This is a genomic window from Nitrobacter sp. JJSN (assembly GCF_051912485.1).
Taxonomy (GTDB): Bacteria; Pseudomonadota; Alphaproteobacteria; order Rhizobiales; family Xanthobacteraceae; genus Nitrobacter.
The window spans coordinates 2,054,295-2,067,875 of record NZ_CP196822.1 but is presented as its reverse complement, the minus strand read 5'-3'; the positions used below and the strand labels follow the sequence as shown (position 1 = coordinate 2,067,875).

Sequence of the window (13,581 nt, the reverse complement as noted above, 5' to 3'; positions counted from 1 at the left end):
AGGCGGCCAAACATACTGCGCGCGACGACGCCCCTAAACGCACTGAGCCCCCAAAAGCCCAACCGCTATATACGTACAACTATTGATAGCAGGGAGGCGTGGGGTCGCGTAGGGGAACAATAACGGAACTTCCACAGAGACCAGGTCGGTCCCGTTCCTCACATTTGGGGCGCGCGGTCAGTTCTCGATCTGGGCGCCGATGCGGCCTTTGATGATCTCGCGATCCAGCGGCGGCGACAGTAGCAGCCCCGTCATTTTACTCGGGCGATCAGCTCCATGGCGCCTGCCGGTGCGCGCACCTTGCCCTCGTGGATTACGTAGGCGAAGACGTCGCGCGGTGTTTGCTTCGGCTTGGCATTGTCGACGCGCGGCAGGTCGTCCGGCTCGTCGCCTTCGGCCCAGGATTGAAGTCGCTTCGCCCAGGCATCGAGTTGCTTCGGAGGGTAGCAGGTCTTGATCTCGTCGTTGCCCTTCTGCAGACGCGCGTAAACGAAATCCGCGGTGATGTCGGCGATCGCCGGATACTTGCCGTGCTCGGCGAACACCACAGGCACCTCAAACTGTCGTAGCAGCGCGATGAAGTCCGGTGTGCAGAAGCTGTCGTGGCGGACTTCGACCACATGCCGTAGCGCGCGCCCCTCAAGCTTCCGCGGTAACAGCTCCAGGAATTTGCCGAAATCGGCTTCGTCGAATGTTTTGGTCGGCGCGAACTGCCACAGCACCGGTCCGAGACGGTCGCCCAGTTCCAGCACACCGGAATCATAAAAGCGCCTCACCGAATCGCCGGCCTCGGCCAGTACCCGGCGATTGGTGGCGAAGCGCGGCCCTTTCAGCGAGAACACAAAGCCGTCGGGTACCTCACGCGCCCACTTGCGAAAGCTTTCGGGCTTCTGCGATCCGTAATAGGTGCCGTTGATCTCGATCGAGGTGAGTTTGGAAGCGGCGTATGCCAGTTCCTTCGCTTGCGTCAGCTTCTCGGGGTAGAAAACGCCGCGCCACGGCGCGAAGGTCCAGCCGCCAACGCCGATGTAGATATTGCCTGCCTTGTCTGCCATGTGACCTGCCTCTTGCGGATATTGCGGTCCTACCTATGTCAATGACAACGGCGATGTGAATCCCGCTCCATCGCCGGGACGACCACGGGATAACCCGGCTGCGCCGGATGTACGCGCGCCCCGTTATTCGTGGTCGTTGGCATTTTTGCCCTGATTTCCATACATTTTCGGCTTTTGGAAGATGTTCGGCTCCGGCGCCCGATTCGGTTGCCTTGATGCCACTTGCCTTGGCATTCGCGGTCGCCACGGATATATGCTGGCGCCATGAATCAAGCCATCAGACCGGAGCCGGTCGAGCTGTCAACCGGTATCCCCCCCCAGCTTTCCGTCGTCGTGCCGACCTTCAACGAGCGCGACAACGTGGTTGCGCTGTATCGCAAGCTGTCCGACGCGCTGACGGGAATCGCGTGGGAGGTCATTTATGTCGACGACAATTCTCCTGACCGCACTTCTGACGTCGTGCGGAAACTGGCTGCGTTGGATCCGCGCGTTCGCTGCATCAGGCGGGTAGGGCGGCGCGGCCTGTCGGGCGCTTGCATCGAAGGTATTCTGGCGTCGAGCGCGCCGTGTGCCGCCGTGATGGATGCCGATCTCCAGCACGACGAAACCCGGTTGCCGAAGATGCTCGCGCTTCTGGAAAACGACACCGCCGACCTCGTGGTCGGCAGCCGCTACATCGAAGGCGGCAGCGCCGACAGCTTCGACAAGCAGCGCGCGGGCTTCAGCATGCTGGCAACCTCGGTCGCGAAGCGGCTGCTGCGCATCGAGATCGCCGACCCCATGAGCGGCTTTTTCATGATCCGCCGCGACCGCTTCGAACAACTCGCGCCTGAACTTTCGATCCAGGGCTTCAAGATCCTGCTCGACGTGATTGCAACTGCGCGTGGCAAATTGCGCGTCACGGAAATCCCCTTCACGTTCGGTTCGCGGCTGCACGGCGAGAGCAAGCTGGATTCGATGGTCACGCTGGACTTCCTCGGCCTCGTGCTGGCGAAGCTGACGCGTGATGTGGTCTCATTACGATTCCTGCTGTTCTCACTGGTCGGATCGGTCGGCCTCGTCGTGCATCTCGCCGGCTTGGCGGTCGCGCTTGACGTGCTGCGATGGCCGTTTCCGCACTCGCAGGCCTTTGGCGCGGTTCTGGCGATGACCAGTAATTTCCTGCTCAACAATTTCCTGACCTACCGTGACCAGCGCCTGAAAGGGATCGGGCTCCTGCGCGGTCTCATTGTTTTCTACCTGGTATGCAGTGTTGGTCTGCTGGCCAATGTCGGCGTCGCGTTTTCGGTTTACGATCAGGAACCGATCTGGTGGCTGGCAGGCGCCGCCGGCGCGCTGATGGGCGTTGTCTGGAACTATGCGGTGTCCAGCCTGTTCGTCTGGCGCAGGCGATAGCACCGCGATGCATCTGACCGAGACGCGGTCCGTCCGCGCCGTTGTTCTCACGGTCCTCGCGCTGGTAGCGTTGCGGTTCGTCTTCGCGGCGCTGACGCCGCTGACGTTCGACGAAGCCTATTACTGGACATGGTCGAAGCATCTGGCCGGCGGCTATTACGATCATCCACCGATGGTGGCGATCGTGATCCGTCTCGGCACCATGATCGCGGGCGACACAGAATTTGGCGTCCGGCTGGTCTCGATCCTGCTGGCGCTGCCGATGAGTTTTGCGGTCTACCGCACGACATTGCTGCTGTTTGACAGCGAGCGCGCGGCTGCGTCGGCAACCATTCTTCTCAACGTCATGCTGATGGTCGCGGCCGGTACCGTGATCGTGACGCCGGACGCGCCGCTGATGGCGGCATCAAGTTTCGTGCTGCTGTGTCTTGCCGAGCTGCTTGTGACCGGACGCGGAGCCTGGTGGCTCGCGGTCGGTCTGGCCGTCGGCGCGGCGCTGGTGTCGAAATATACTGCGCTGTTCTTCGGTCCGGTGATCCTGATCTGGCTGTTGGCCGTGCCGGAGTTGCGGCGCTGGCTGCGGTCGCCGTGGCCCTATCTCGGCGGGCTGGTCGCACTGGCGATAGTCTCGCCGGTCCTGATTTGGAACGCCGACCACCATTGGGTGTCGTTCGTCAAGCAGTTCGGCCGCGCGCGCGTGGACCAGTTCACCTTTCGCTACATTATCGAGTTGATCCCGACGCAGATCGCCTTCGCGACGCCGCCGGTGTTCGGTCTCGCCGCGATGGGTCTGTTTGTCTTGTGGAGGCGCGATGAGGGCACGCGGGCCGCGCGAACTCTGATCAGCGCGACGGTCTGGACGCTGTGGATCTATTTCGTCTGGCATTCGCTGCACGCTCGCGTGGAGGCCAACTGGTTCGGACCGATCTATCCGGCGCTGGCGATCGCGGCGGCGGTGGCTGCCGACGTCACGCGCTGGACGCCGCGCGGTCAGCGTGTCGCCGATGCCTGCCGCCGCTGGGCGGTGCCGGTGGGCGTTGCGATGCTGGTGGCGCTGGTGGTGCAGGTGAACACCGGTCTTCTTTCGGGGTATCGGCGCGATGCCTCGGTGCGCAGCGTCGGTGTCGGCTGGCGCGAGCTTGCCGCAGACATCGAGGCCGCGCGCGCGAAAAGCGGCGCGCGTTGCGTGCTCGCTCAAAGTTATGCCGTCACAAGCTGGCTGATGTTCTATCTGCCGAAGGGCACTTGCGTGGCGCAGCATTCCGAGCGCATTCGCTGGATCAACGCTCCGCCGCCAGAGGCGGACCAGCTCACCGGTAAGCTGCTTTACGTCTATGTCGGCTCAGAAGAGTGGTGGCACCCCGCGCTGTATTTCAACCACGTCGAGAAGGTTGCAACGCTCGAACGCAAACGCGGACCGCTGACGGTCGACACCTTCGCGATCGACGTGGTGGCAGACCCCAAGGGCGACGTGCTGGAGCCGTTGCCGCCGGAGCTGCGGCCGTAAGTCCTCCGTTCAGAATGTAACGCTGCCGCTTCAGCGAAAGTCGGTGCGGCGCAGGATGAGACCGGGCGGCTTGCCCTCGAATTCCGAGTTCTGGAACTTGCGGATCGCGCAATCCTCAATCCGGTCGCGTAACCGCTCGAACTGAGCTTCGCGCTGGGCGGGTGCGATGCGCCCGGTTTTTTCCAGGCTGTCCAGCGCGTCGGTGCTGATGGCGCAGGGGATTTCCACCTTGTCGTTCATCATCGAGAACAGCAGGACCATGCGGTCGAATTCGAAGCCGCGAAAAGCTCCGCGTGTTAGCGTCATGACATTGTTTCCTTCCCTGTAGCGAACCCACCGGATATCTGGCGCCGGATTTCACGTTCGGCGAGTCGCTGCGGAGCAGTCTGAGTTCGACCCAGGCGAACCTGTTCGCCTTCAATCTTCACCGGAGAGCCTAGCGAAGTCCGCGATCACTCATGTGGCATACTTGCGTCGTTGCGCTGCGCGTCCGACAGTTCGACCGAACTGATCGACACCATTTCCATCGCCGCGGTGTGCGGGGCTGCGCTCGGCACCATGATCATGGTAGCGACGCGGCGAAAGCAGGGAAACGACAATCCCTCGATCATCTCATCGTCGGTGACGATCTCGTAAGGGCCGGCGGGCAGCAGACGATCGATGCCCTTCATATTGAAGGGATGTTTGAAGTAAACTGTTTCCCGCCGTGTTCGCGTCGTCATGATCCGCCCCGGATGTTTCGCTGTAATGGAAACGTGGTGTCGTCATAGAGGCTGCGAATCTGGTCCGCGGTAAACCGCTCTTCGCCGACTTCAAGCAATGCATTCCGAAGCAGTTCGGGCGACAGGTGCTCGACGGCGAAGTGAATCGCGTCGGCCGCAGTTGAGAAGCGCCGGTACGTCGTCTTCCGGTGCACCCGCATGCCGGAACGTTTTGTGTAAAGATCTGCGCTGGCGTCATAGTTGAACATCTGCTGATAGTGCGCTCTTTCAGCCTGGCTGACTAACGATAACTTTTCAGCTGAAGGCAGCGCGAACCGCGTCATCGTGCGGCGAAGGCCTTGTATCGGCAGGCTTTGTCGCCACTTGTAAAGGAAGACTGCGTTTATCGTGGCGCAACGTTTCGAGCGCATTCGCTGGATCAATGCTTCGCAGCCGGGAGCGGACCAGCTTGCAGGCAAACTGCTTTACGTCGATGACGGATCGGATAAGTGGCCAGGAGCCGCGCGAGATTTCAATCACGTCGAGAAGGTTGCAACGCGCGAACGCGAGCGCGGACCGCTGACGGTCGACACCTTCGAGATCGACGCGTGGTGCCAGCCCCCAAGGGCGATGTGCTGGAGCCGTTGCTGGAGGAGTTGAAGTAGCTGCGCTTATCTCTATTCGCCGTCCGGCGCACCGTTACGATCGCAAAGCGCACCTCGAAAATGTCAAGAGATCAGCGAATGTAGGTCTTTCTCAATCTGGTTTAAGATTCCCACTTGAAGCATGGGGAAATTCTCAGGAGCGGCCGTCCTTGGCGTCGACGAGCTCGCATATTTCTTGAATGTGGTAGAAGAACGCTTGCGCTTGGCAGCTACTTTCTTCTGTTTTCCATGGTCTAGATCGTGCTGGAGATCGGTCCTCAGGGTGTTTATGTCGTTAAACGAAGTTGGAATTTTTCCTTTCAATCTATTTCCCGTTCCCTCCCAAAAGACGAAATAGAGGTTGCTTATAAATTCTTTGTAGTCGGAATAGTTTTTTACAGGTTTAGCGAGGCTTCTCAAGGCACCCATCGTTTTGTTTGTTGGCTTGATGAGATCGGTCCCAGCACTCGCTGAAAAGTGTTCATTCAGCGATTCCACTAGAGAGCCAATCATTTCCGCTAAACGTTTAGCCTCCTGCGTCAGTCCACTTGCTGCAACAACAGAAGGACCTAAGATATCAAGAAAACTCGGATCAAACTGGAGCATTTTTCTCAATAATATCGTTTGTCGTGTTTTAGCGGCGCCTTTGACGTTGGCGTTTACTGAGCGTTGGAATTGAATGTAATCCCCATCAGTGGCGTCGAGACCCATCTCGACTTGTCGAGAGAGCTCCTTCGCAAAAGCCGCGATAAAGTTTCGAAATTTTTGTTCGGTGCCAACGAAGTTGCCGGAGCGAACGATCACCGATGCGAGTGATGCTATTGATTGAACAAATGTTCGATTCCTAAGTTCAAGACCTTTCGTGGAAAATGATCGGTCGAGATAGACAAAGGTCTGCCTCAACCGTTTTCCTACAGCGGATTGGGCCGAGAAGGTTGTTTGATTCTCAAATACTTCCTTGATGTCATCGAAACGTAGTCCTGTTTCGATGCCTTCAACTTCGATGGTGACGACCTTCGATGCGACATCGAAGTGTGCATACCTTTTGTTCGAAAAGTTGACTTTGCTTACGAAGAATTCATGCTTGGCAAGTTCGCGGCAAAAATTACGAAGGGAGCTATGCACTGAGTTAAGTTTTTCACTGCTGGATAATGGCAGGCCATTTTGCAGCCGCTGAAAATATTGCTTTAGTTCGGTATCGGACGCATCCGATATTTCGTCATATTCAATCTCAAAGTCATCAAAGGCGTCTGAGAGATGGGAAGGGAGCTCGCGATAAGTGAGAGCTTTAGCGTCTCGTCCGCTTGAAACCGTGAGCTTATTGTCAAAGAATTCAAATATGGTCATTAGTCGCTGTTGGCCGTCTACGACTTCAAATTACTGTCGATTAGAAGTTGCTTCTTTGATTTTGGCCAAACCTCCTCTCTCTGCCAGTCCGGAATTTCGTATCGATCACGTCGCTTGTAGATTTTATCCAACGCGCGCTTTTTTGATTCTATCTTCAAGTGGAACCTCCCCACAATCAGGCACCATAGAGTAGAATTTTGGAAAATATTGCAATATGCGCCGAGCGGCGATCTGGCCGTTGTGTTCAACAAAAACCCCGGCATCGCTGCCGGGGTTTTGCATTTCGTAATTGACTGAGAAGCGTGGATCAGAAATCCATGCCGCCCATGCCGCCGCCCGGAGGCATCGCCGGACCACCCGCGTTCTTCTTCGGCAGCTCAGCAACCATCGCCTCGGTGGTGATGAGGAGCGAAGCGACCGACGCGGCGTTCTGGATCGCGGTGCGCACGACCTTGGTCGGGTCGATGATGCCCTTGGTGATCAGGTTGCCGTATTCGCCGGTCTGCGAGTCGAAGCCGTAGGAATACTGCTCCTTCTCGAGGATCTTGCCGACGATGACGCTGCCGTCCTCGCCCGCGTTGATCGCGATCTGGCGGGCCGGCGCGGACAGCGCCTTGCGCACGATCTCGACGCCGGTCTTCTGGTCGTCGTTCTGGGTCTTGATGCGCTTGAGCTGCTCGGAGGCGCGGAGCAGGGCGACGCCGCCGCCCGGCACGATGCCTTCCTCGACCGCGGCGCGGGTCGCATGCATCGCGTCGTCCACGCGATCCTTGCGCTCCTTCACCTCGATCTCGGTCGCGCCGCCGACGCGGATCACCGCGACGCCGCCGGCGAGCTTGGCGAGACGCTCCTGCAGCTTATCGCGGTCGTAGTCCGAGGTGGTTTCCTCAATCTGCGCCTTGATCTGGTTCACGCGCGCCTCGATGTCGGCCTTCTTGCCGGCGCCGTTGACGATGGTGGTGTTCTCCTTGTCGATCATCACCTTCTTGGCGCGGCCGAGCATCTGCAGCGTGACGTTCTCAAGCTTGATGCCGAGATCTTCGCTGATCGCCTGACCGCCGGTTAGGATGGCGATGTCCTGCAGCATGGCCTTGCGGCGATCGCCGAAGCCCGGTGCCTTGACGGCGGCAACCTTGAGGCCCCCACGAAGCCGGTTGACCACGAGCGTGGCAAGCGCCTCGCCTTCGACGTCTTCCGCGACGATGACCAGCGGCTTGCCGGTCTGCACCACGGCCTCGAGCAACGGCAGCAGTTCGTTCAGCGAGGAGAGCTTCTTCTCGTTGATCAGGATGTAGGCGTCGTCCATCTCAACGCGCATCTTTTCGGCGTTGGTGACGAAGTAGGGGGAGATATAGCCGCGGTCGAACTGCATGCCCTCGACGACGTCGAGTTCGGTCTCGAGCGACTTGGCTTCTTCAACCGTGATGACGCCCTCGTTGCCGACCTTCTTCATGGCGTCGGCGAGGAACTTGCCGATTTCGGAATCTCCGTTGGCGGAGATGGTGCCGACCTGGGCGATTTCCTCGTTCGAGGTGACCTTCTTGGAGTTCCTGACGAGATCGGCGACCACGGCTTCGACCGCGAGGTCGATGCCGCGCTTCAAGTCCATCGGGTTCATGCCGGCGGCGACCGACTTGGCGCCTTCCTTCACGATCGCAGCCGCCAGAACCGTCGCGGTGGTGGTGCCGTCGCCGGCAGCATCCGCGGACTTGGAGGCGACTTCGCGCACCATCTGCGCGCCCATGTTCTCGAACTTGTCGTCAAGCTCGATCTCCTTGGCGACGGTGACGCCGTCCTTGGTAATGCGGGGCGCGCCGAACGACTTGTCGAGCACGACGTTGCGGCCCTTCGGACCGAGCGTGACCTTTACAGCGTTGGCGAGAATATCGACGCCGCGCAGCATCCTGTCGCGGGCGTCAACGCCGAATTTGACATCTTTGGCTGACATGTTGGGTTGTTCCTTTAAGTGTTTCGGATCCCGTCATCCTCGCCGAACGACTTCGTTTGGCTGTGAGGAGCAAACTGCTCTCGCGGCGAGCCGCGAAGGATGACGAAGAAGCTTGTGCTTCACCGTTCGAGACGCCGGCTGCGCCGGCTCCTCAGGATGACGGAGCAAGGCGAGTTACGCGGCTTTCTTCTTGGCGGGAGCGGCGTCGCTGAGAACGCCCATGATGTCGGACTCTTTCATGATGAGGAGGTCCTGGCCGTCGATCTTGACCTCAGTGCCCGACCACTTGCCGAACAGCACCTTGTCGCCGACCTTGAGATCGATCGGGATCAGTTTGCCGGTCTCGTCACGGCCACCAGGGCCGACGGCGACGACTTCGCCCTGCGAGGGCTTCTCTTTAGCCGTATCCGGAATGATGATGCCGCCAGCGGTCTTCTCTTCGGCGTCGATACGCTTGACCACGACGCGGTCGTGAAGCGGACGGAATTTCATGCAGTCCTCCTAAGTTTCTGACGATAGGTGATATTTCTGAATTTGGCAGTCGCGGCCAATGAGTGCCAACGCGACCGGTCTGGACATAAGCCGCCTCTCGGATGCGGGCAAGGGTCTGAGGCAGATTTTTTAAGCACTCAAGGAAGGCGACTGCCAGAGCTGGTTCGTCGGTTCCGACGCCAAGCGCATCATTGTTAGCAGACGCGGTAAGAGGCTGCCAGCACTGAATTAATTAACACTCTATTGAACTTTTAGGCTTGTGATTGGCGTGTCGCGCGTCACATTTTACTTATGGCCCGAGCAGGACCGAAGGCCGTCAAGGCGCTGGTCCGAAAAATGCGGGTTCGTCGAGGGATTGGAGCGTTACTGCAAAACCGGTCGCTACTTTTTGCCGATAGCGCTGCCTCCCTCCAAGGAGGTCTGGCATGGTCTCGAAGGGTGAAGTGCAATCTTGCGGAGTTTCAGACGACTTCCGCAAGCAGGTCGCGGGTTATGGGCTGACGACGGCGGAGATCCTGTATCGCCGGCCGGATCGGCAGTGGCTGCTGCAAAGCTACGTCTGGCAGAATTACGACATGTTTCCGAAATTCCCGGTGCTGTGCGACTTCCTAGCCTTTTGGCAGAGGCAGCTCGACGGGCCGCTGGTCTCGGTGACGGTCGCGCATTCGAGACTGATCAAGCCTGCGGAACTGCGCGCGGTGGACGGCTTGTTCCGGCTGCATTGAGCGTTGCCGTTGTAACCGAGCGCTGCCGGCTTCTGCGATGAGATGCGGCGCCGACCACGCCGCGTCGTGCGAAGCCGCACACATCGCGTCGAGCATGATCGGTGTTGACCCCGGATCGAGCGCGTGGGAACTGAGGTTCGCGTTTGCTGCCAGATGCGGAACGGCCGAGCATCATATCAAGCCGCTGCGCGCCGCCCCCACGCCAAAATCGGGCTCTTTCCTGAATGACCACCGTTGGTGCCGAATCCGGCTCCTTGCTCCGCCACAGACCTTTTGTGTTCTTCCTTGGCGCGCGCACGTTTTCCCGATTCGCGAGCCAGGTCGCCGCCGTTGCGGTCGGGTGGCAAGTCTATGAGATGACGTCCAGCCCGTTCGTTCTCGGCATGATCGGGCTTGTCCAGTTCCTTCCAGCCGCTGTTCTTGTTTTCGTCGCGGGCCATGCGGTGGACCGCTTCGACCGCAAGCGCGTCTTGCAGCTCAGTCAGATCGCTGAAGGTCTGACGGCGGTGTTCCTGGCGTGGGGTACTTATGCTGGCTGGCTGACGGTGCCCGAGATTTTTCTCGCGATGTTGGTGGTGGGCACCGCCGGCGCCTTCGAAAGCCCGGCGGCGGCGGCGCTGCTGCCCGCCGTGGTGCCGACCGGCACTCTGCAACGCGCGACCGCCACCTCTAGCGGCTTCGGCGAGCTTGCCACCATCACGGGTCCCGCGCTCGGCGGCTTTGCCTACGCGGTCGCGCCGGGGCTGCCTTATATCATCATGGCCGGTTGCTGGCTGATTGGTGGCCTCGCGATCGTCGCGGTTGCGCTCGAGCATCGTCCCGCCGAGATTCCGTCGCCGGACTCCGACGATCTCTATGCCGGCTTAAAATTCGTCTGGGCAAACCCGGCGATCCTCGGCACCATCTCGCTTGATCTGTTCGCGGTGCTGCTCGGCGGCGCCACCGCGCTGCTGCCGATCTATGCCCGCGATATCCTGCATACGGGGCCGTGGGAACTCGGAATCCTGCGTGCCGCGCCGGCGGTCGGCGCGCTGCTGATGACGATAGTGCTCGCGCGCCACAACATCAATCGCCGGGTCGGAATGCGAATGTTCCAGGCGGTGATCGTGTTTGGCGCTGCGACGGTGGTGTTCGCGCTGTCGTGGTGGTTGTGGCTGTCGCTGCTGGCGCTCGCGATCATGGGTGCTGCGGACACCGTCAGCGTCGTGATCCGCCTCTCGCTGGTGCAACTTGCAACGCCGGATGCGATGCGCGGCCGCGTCGGCGCGGTGAATTTCCTGTTCATCAACGCCTCGAATCAACTTGGTCAGTTCGAGAGCGGCGTCACTGCCGCGCTGATGGGCGCGATGCCAGCCGCTGTGCTCGGAGGGGTCGGTACCGTCGCGGTGGCGCTCTTCTGGATGAAGTTATTTCCGACGCTGCGCGACGTCGAGCGGCTAGAGTAGGGGCGTGAATGAATGCGGCTCCGGGATGTTCTGATGCGTGGCGCAGCGTCTCGCGACCTGACGGGATGGTAGCAAGGCTCGCGCCGGCGCGATATGCATTCACGGCGAGAGCAAGGAGAGGTCATGGGTGACATCATCACCGCGGGCGTTCTGGTGATAGGCGACGAAATCCTGTCCGGACGGACCAAGGACAAGAACATCGGCTTCATCGCGGATTACTTGACGAATATCGGAATCGACCTCAAGGAGGCTCGCATTGTTGCTGACGATGAAGCCGACATTGTCGCGGCGCTGAACGCGCTTCGCTCCCGGTACACCTACGTCTTCACCACCGGGGGCATTGGCCCGACGCATGACGACATCACCGCCGACAGCGTCGCGAAAGCCCATGGCGTCGGCATTGATCATCATCCCGAGGTGGTGGCGCGGTTCAGGGAACGTTACAAAAATCCGGACGAATTGAACGAGGCGCGGTTGCGCATGGCGCGCATCCCCGCTGGTGCCGAACTGATCCAGAGCGCAACCATTCTGGCGCCCGGTTTCAGGATCGGCAACGTCATCGTCATGGCGGGAGTGCCATCGATCATGCAGGCGATGATGGATATCATTGCGCCGACGCTGCAGGCGGGCGAGCGGATGCTGTCGGAATCGGTGCGCGGCGATTGCCGCGAGGGCGACATCGGCACGCCGCTGCGCGCGATCGCCGAGGCGCATCCAGACACCACCATCGGCAGCTATCCGTTCCTCGACGAGAACGGCAAGCCGAACACGAGCCTTGTGGTGCGCTCGCGCGATCAGGCCAAACTGACGGCAGCGGTGGACGCGGTAAAGGCAATGCTGGCGGGGCTCAAGGCGACGCTGTAAACCGATTTTCGTTTTTCCGGCTGTGCGTCGCTCGCGCGCAGGCCGGATAGGATGACTCGATTGTCCGGCTCACGCGCTCCAAGAGAGGCGCTCGCGGCCCGTGACGAGGAAAATACCAAGTGACAAACAAGATTCCCGACAAGGCCTTTCCGGTGTCCTGGGACCAGTTCCACCGCGACTGCCGGGCGCTGACCTGGCGGCTGAACGAAACCGGACCGTTCCATGCGGTGGTCGCCATCACCCGCGGCGGCCTTGTGCCTGCGGCGATCGTGGCGCGCGAACTCGGTGTCCGCGTTATCGACACGGTGTGTATCGCGAGCTACGACCACACCCGGAAAAGCGACTTGAAGGTGCTGAAGGGCATTTCCGATGCAACCGCGAAGCTCGGTGGCGGCACCGGAAAGGGGCTCCTGATTGTGGACGACCTCGTCGATACCGGCGCGACCGCGCGGGTGGTGCGTGCCATGATCCCAGATGCGCATTTCGCCACCGTCTACGCCAAGCCGCTCGGCAAGCCGCTGGTCGATACGTTCATCACCGAGGTCTCGCAGGACACCTGGATTTATTTCCCGTGGGATCTCGGTCTTGCCTTCGCTCCGCCGTTGCGTGACGGCGCGGCGTGATTTTTGGAACTAACCCTTGATCGTCATTCCGGGGCGCGAGTAAAACAACCGAACCCGGAATCCATACTCCCCGCCGTGGTTATGGATTTCGGACAGCGGCTTCCGGAATGACGGGAAGGATAGTTGCGAGGCACCACGCAATGCATCCCCTGCAAAACCGTGTCACGCCTTTAGGCGACATCGTCGCGATGCCGCAGCGCGGAACCTTCATCGGCAACCGCGGCATCATTCACGATCCGGCGACGCGGACGCTGCTGAAGCGGCGCTGGACCACAAAAGCCTGGATTGTCTGCGTCTGCGAGTTCCGTGGCCGTCGCCGCGATGTGATGGCAAAGCGGAGCTGGACCGAGCTGTTCTTCCTCGACGAGGCGACGGCGTTTGCGGCGGGGCATCGCCCGTGTTTTTATTGCCGTCGCGCGGATGCCAATGCGTTTCGTACCGCATGGGAGCGCGGCAATCGCGTCGGCAACGCGCGCGCGCCCGATATCGACGCGGTGCTTCATGCGGAACGGCTCGAGGGTCGGACGAAGCGGCTGCATCCGCTGACGATGCCGCTCAACAAATTACCCGATGGCGCGATGGTGCAGGCGGGCGGCGAGAACTATTTGATCGCGGGCGCACGGCCGCTGCTGTGGACCTTCGACGGTTATCGCGAGGCGAACTCGTTGCTCGCCGACGCGCGGCTGATCACGCCACCGTCCTTGGTGCGGGCGTTGCAATCCGGTTATCACGCATTACTGCATGGGAGTGCAATGGGCTCGGCGCCGTAGCAGGACAGCATGTGGCATGCCTTATGATCGACATCATGATGCAGAGTCTTTGTTGGCACCCACAT

General features: G+C 60.3%; 15 protein-coding genes. 8 read left to right on the top strand and 7 right to left on the bottom strand.

Annotated elements, in window-relative coordinates; genetic code table 11:
* Positions 1–251: 251 nt before the first annotated feature.
* Positions 252–1,055 carry a DUF72 domain-containing protein gene (locus ACSZOQ_RS10335; protein WP_439922455.1) on the bottom strand — a complete coding sequence of 268 codons (804 nt, stop codon included), beginning with the start codon at positions 1,053–1,055 and terminating at the stop codon, positions 252–254.
* Between the two features lie 264 nt (positions 1,056–1,319).
* Here ACSZOQ_RS10335 and ACSZOQ_RS10330 point away from each other — a divergent pair, with 264 nt between their 5' ends.
* Together ACSZOQ_RS10330 and ACSZOQ_RS10325 are read left to right on the top strand one after the other, a co-directional pair.
* The gene (locus ACSZOQ_RS10330; protein ID WP_439922454.1) at positions 1,320–2,450 is read left to right on the top strand and encodes a glycosyltransferase; all 1,131 of its coding nucleotides are present in this window, start codon (positions 1,320–1,322) and stop codon (positions 2,448–2,450) included.
* A gap of 7 nt (positions 2,451–2,457) precedes the next feature.
* Positions 2,458–3,957, top strand: coding sequence for a glycosyltransferase family 39 protein (locus ACSZOQ_RS10325; protein WP_439922453.1), 1,500 nt, complete (start codon positions 2,458–2,460; stop codon positions 3,955–3,957).
* Positions 3,958–3,987: 30 nt separating this feature from the next.
* Here the strand turns inward: ACSZOQ_RS10325 and ACSZOQ_RS10320 are convergent, their stop codons facing one another.
* The 3 genes from ACSZOQ_RS10320 to ACSZOQ_RS10310 form a co-directional block, all read right to left on the bottom strand.
* Entirely contained in the window at positions 3,988–4,218 is a 231-nt protein-coding gene (locus ACSZOQ_RS10320; RefSeq protein ID WP_439922452.1) for a DUF1488 family protein, read from the bottom strand.
* 191 nt (positions 4,219–4,409) lie between these two features.
* The gene (locus ACSZOQ_RS10315) at positions 4,410–4,679 is read right to left on the bottom strand and encodes a hypothetical protein (RefSeq protein WP_439922451.1); all 270 of its coding nucleotides are present in this window, start codon (positions 4,677–4,679) and stop codon (positions 4,410–4,412) included.
* On the bottom strand, positions 4,676–5,002 hold the full coding sequence (locus ACSZOQ_RS10310) for a hypothetical protein (RefSeq protein WP_439922450.1): 327 nt from the start codon (positions 5,000–5,002) through the stop codon (positions 4,676–4,678). The genes ACSZOQ_RS10315 and ACSZOQ_RS10310 overlap by 4 nt, the downstream gene beginning before the upstream one ends.
* 64 nt (positions 5,003–5,066) lie before the next feature.
* Between ACSZOQ_RS10310 and ACSZOQ_RS10305 the strand changes: the two genes are divergently transcribed.
* Positions 5,067–5,318, top strand: coding sequence for a hypothetical protein (locus ACSZOQ_RS10305; RefSeq protein WP_439922449.1), 252 nt, complete (start codon positions 5,067–5,069; stop codon positions 5,316–5,318).
* Between the two features lie 68 nt (positions 5,319–5,386).
* Here ACSZOQ_RS10305 and ACSZOQ_RS10300 read toward each other — a convergent pair whose 3' ends face one another.
* From ACSZOQ_RS10300 to groES, 3 genes are all read right to left on the bottom strand, one after another.
* Positions 5,387–6,649, bottom strand: coding sequence for a hypothetical protein (locus tag ACSZOQ_RS10300; RefSeq protein WP_439922448.1), 1,263 nt, complete (start codon positions 6,647–6,649; stop codon positions 5,387–5,389).
* Between the two features lie 307 nt (positions 6,650–6,956).
* A complete protein-coding gene (gene groL, locus ACSZOQ_RS10295; protein ID WP_439922447.1) occupies positions 6,957–8,597 on the bottom strand; it encodes a chaperonin GroEL in 1,641 nt (546 codons plus the stop codon).
* Between the two features lie 174 nt (positions 8,598–8,771).
* A complete protein-coding gene (groES, locus tag ACSZOQ_RS10290; protein ID WP_439922446.1) occupies positions 8,772–9,089 on the bottom strand; it encodes a co-chaperone GroES in 318 nt (105 codons plus the stop codon).
* Positions 9,090–9,514: 425 nt separating this feature from the next.
* Between groES and ACSZOQ_RS10285 the strand changes: the two genes are divergently transcribed.
* The 5 genes from ACSZOQ_RS10285 to ACSZOQ_RS10265 all read left to right on the top strand — a co-directional run bounded on the left by ACSZOQ_RS10285 (position 9,515) and on the right by ACSZOQ_RS10265 (position 13,516).
* Positions 9,515–9,814: an usg protein gene (locus ACSZOQ_RS10285; protein ID WP_439922445.1), complete on the top strand. Its 300-nt coding sequence runs from the start codon at positions 9,515–9,517 to the stop codon at positions 9,812–9,814.
* Positions 9,815–10,038: 224 nt separating this feature from the next.
* A complete protein-coding gene (locus ACSZOQ_RS10280; protein WP_439922444.1) occupies positions 10,039–11,259 on the top strand; it encodes an MFS transporter in 1,221 nt (406 codons plus the stop codon).
* 123 nt (positions 11,260–11,382) lie between these two features.
* The gene (locus ACSZOQ_RS10275; RefSeq protein ID WP_439922443.1) at positions 11,383–12,123 is read left to right on the top strand and encodes a competence/damage-inducible protein A; all 741 of its coding nucleotides are present in this window, start codon (positions 11,383–11,385) and stop codon (positions 12,121–12,123) included.
* 119 nt (positions 12,124–12,242) lie between these two features.
* Entirely contained in the window at positions 12,243–12,746 is a 504-nt protein-coding gene (gene gpt, locus ACSZOQ_RS10270) for a xanthine phosphoribosyltransferase (protein ID WP_439922442.1), read from the top strand.
* Between the two features lie 140 nt (positions 12,747–12,886).
* Positions 12,887–13,516 (top strand): hypothetical protein, encoded by a 630-nt coding sequence (locus ACSZOQ_RS10265; RefSeq protein ID WP_439922441.1) that lies wholly within the window; start codon positions 12,887–12,889, stop codon positions 13,514–13,516.
* Positions 13,517–13,581 lie beyond the last annotated feature (65 nt).

Excerpts from the sequence above, each read along its gene's own strand:
- ACSZOQ_RS10325 (WP_439922453.1), top strand. The coding sequence starts at position 2,458 with ATGCATCTGACCGAGACGCGGTCCGTCCGCGCCGTTGTTCTCACGGTC.
- ACSZOQ_RS10285 (WP_439922445.1), top strand. The coding sequence starts at position 9,515 with ATGGTCTCGAAGGGTGAAGTGCAATCTTGCGGAGTTTCAGACGACTTC.
- groES (WP_439922446.1), bottom strand. The coding sequence starts at position 9,089 with ATGAAATTCCGTCCGCTTCACGACCGCGTCGTGGTCAAGCGTATCGAC.
- ACSZOQ_RS10280 (WP_439922444.1), top strand. The coding sequence starts at position 10,039 with ATGACCACCGTTGGTGCCGAATCCGGCTCCTTGCTCCGCCACAGACCT.
- ACSZOQ_RS10300 (WP_439922448.1), bottom strand. The coding sequence starts at position 6,649 with ATGACCATATTTGAATTCTTTGACAATAAGCTCACGGTTTCAAGCGGA.
- ACSZOQ_RS10310 (WP_439922450.1), bottom strand. The coding sequence starts at position 5,002 with ATGACGCGGTTCGCGCTGCCTTCAGCTGAAAAGTTATCGTTAGTCAGC.
- ACSZOQ_RS10315 (WP_439922451.1), bottom strand. The coding sequence starts at position 4,679 with ATGACGACGCGAACACGGCGGGAAACAGTTTACTTCAAACATCCCTTC.
- ACSZOQ_RS10265 (WP_439922441.1), top strand. The coding sequence starts at position 12,887 with ATGCATCCCCTGCAAAACCGTGTCACGCCTTTAGGCGACATCGTCGCG.
- ACSZOQ_RS10275 (WP_439922443.1), top strand. The coding sequence starts at position 11,383 with ATGGGTGACATCATCACCGCGGGCGTTCTGGTGATAGGCGACGAAATC.
- ACSZOQ_RS10330 (WP_439922454.1), top strand. The coding sequence starts at position 1,320 with ATGAATCAAGCCATCAGACCGGAGCCGGTCGAGCTGTCAACCGGTATC.
- ACSZOQ_RS10320 (WP_439922452.1), bottom strand. The coding sequence starts at position 4,218 with ATGGTCCTGCTGTTCTCGATGATGAACGACAAGGTGGAAATCCCCTGC.
- groL (WP_439922447.1), bottom strand. The coding sequence starts at position 8,597 with ATGTCAGCCAAAGATGTCAAATTCGGCGTTGACGCCCGCGACAGGATG.
- ACSZOQ_RS10335 (WP_439922455.1), bottom strand. The coding sequence starts at position 1,055 with ATGGCAGACAAGGCAGGCAATATCTACATCGGCGTTGGCGGCTGGACC.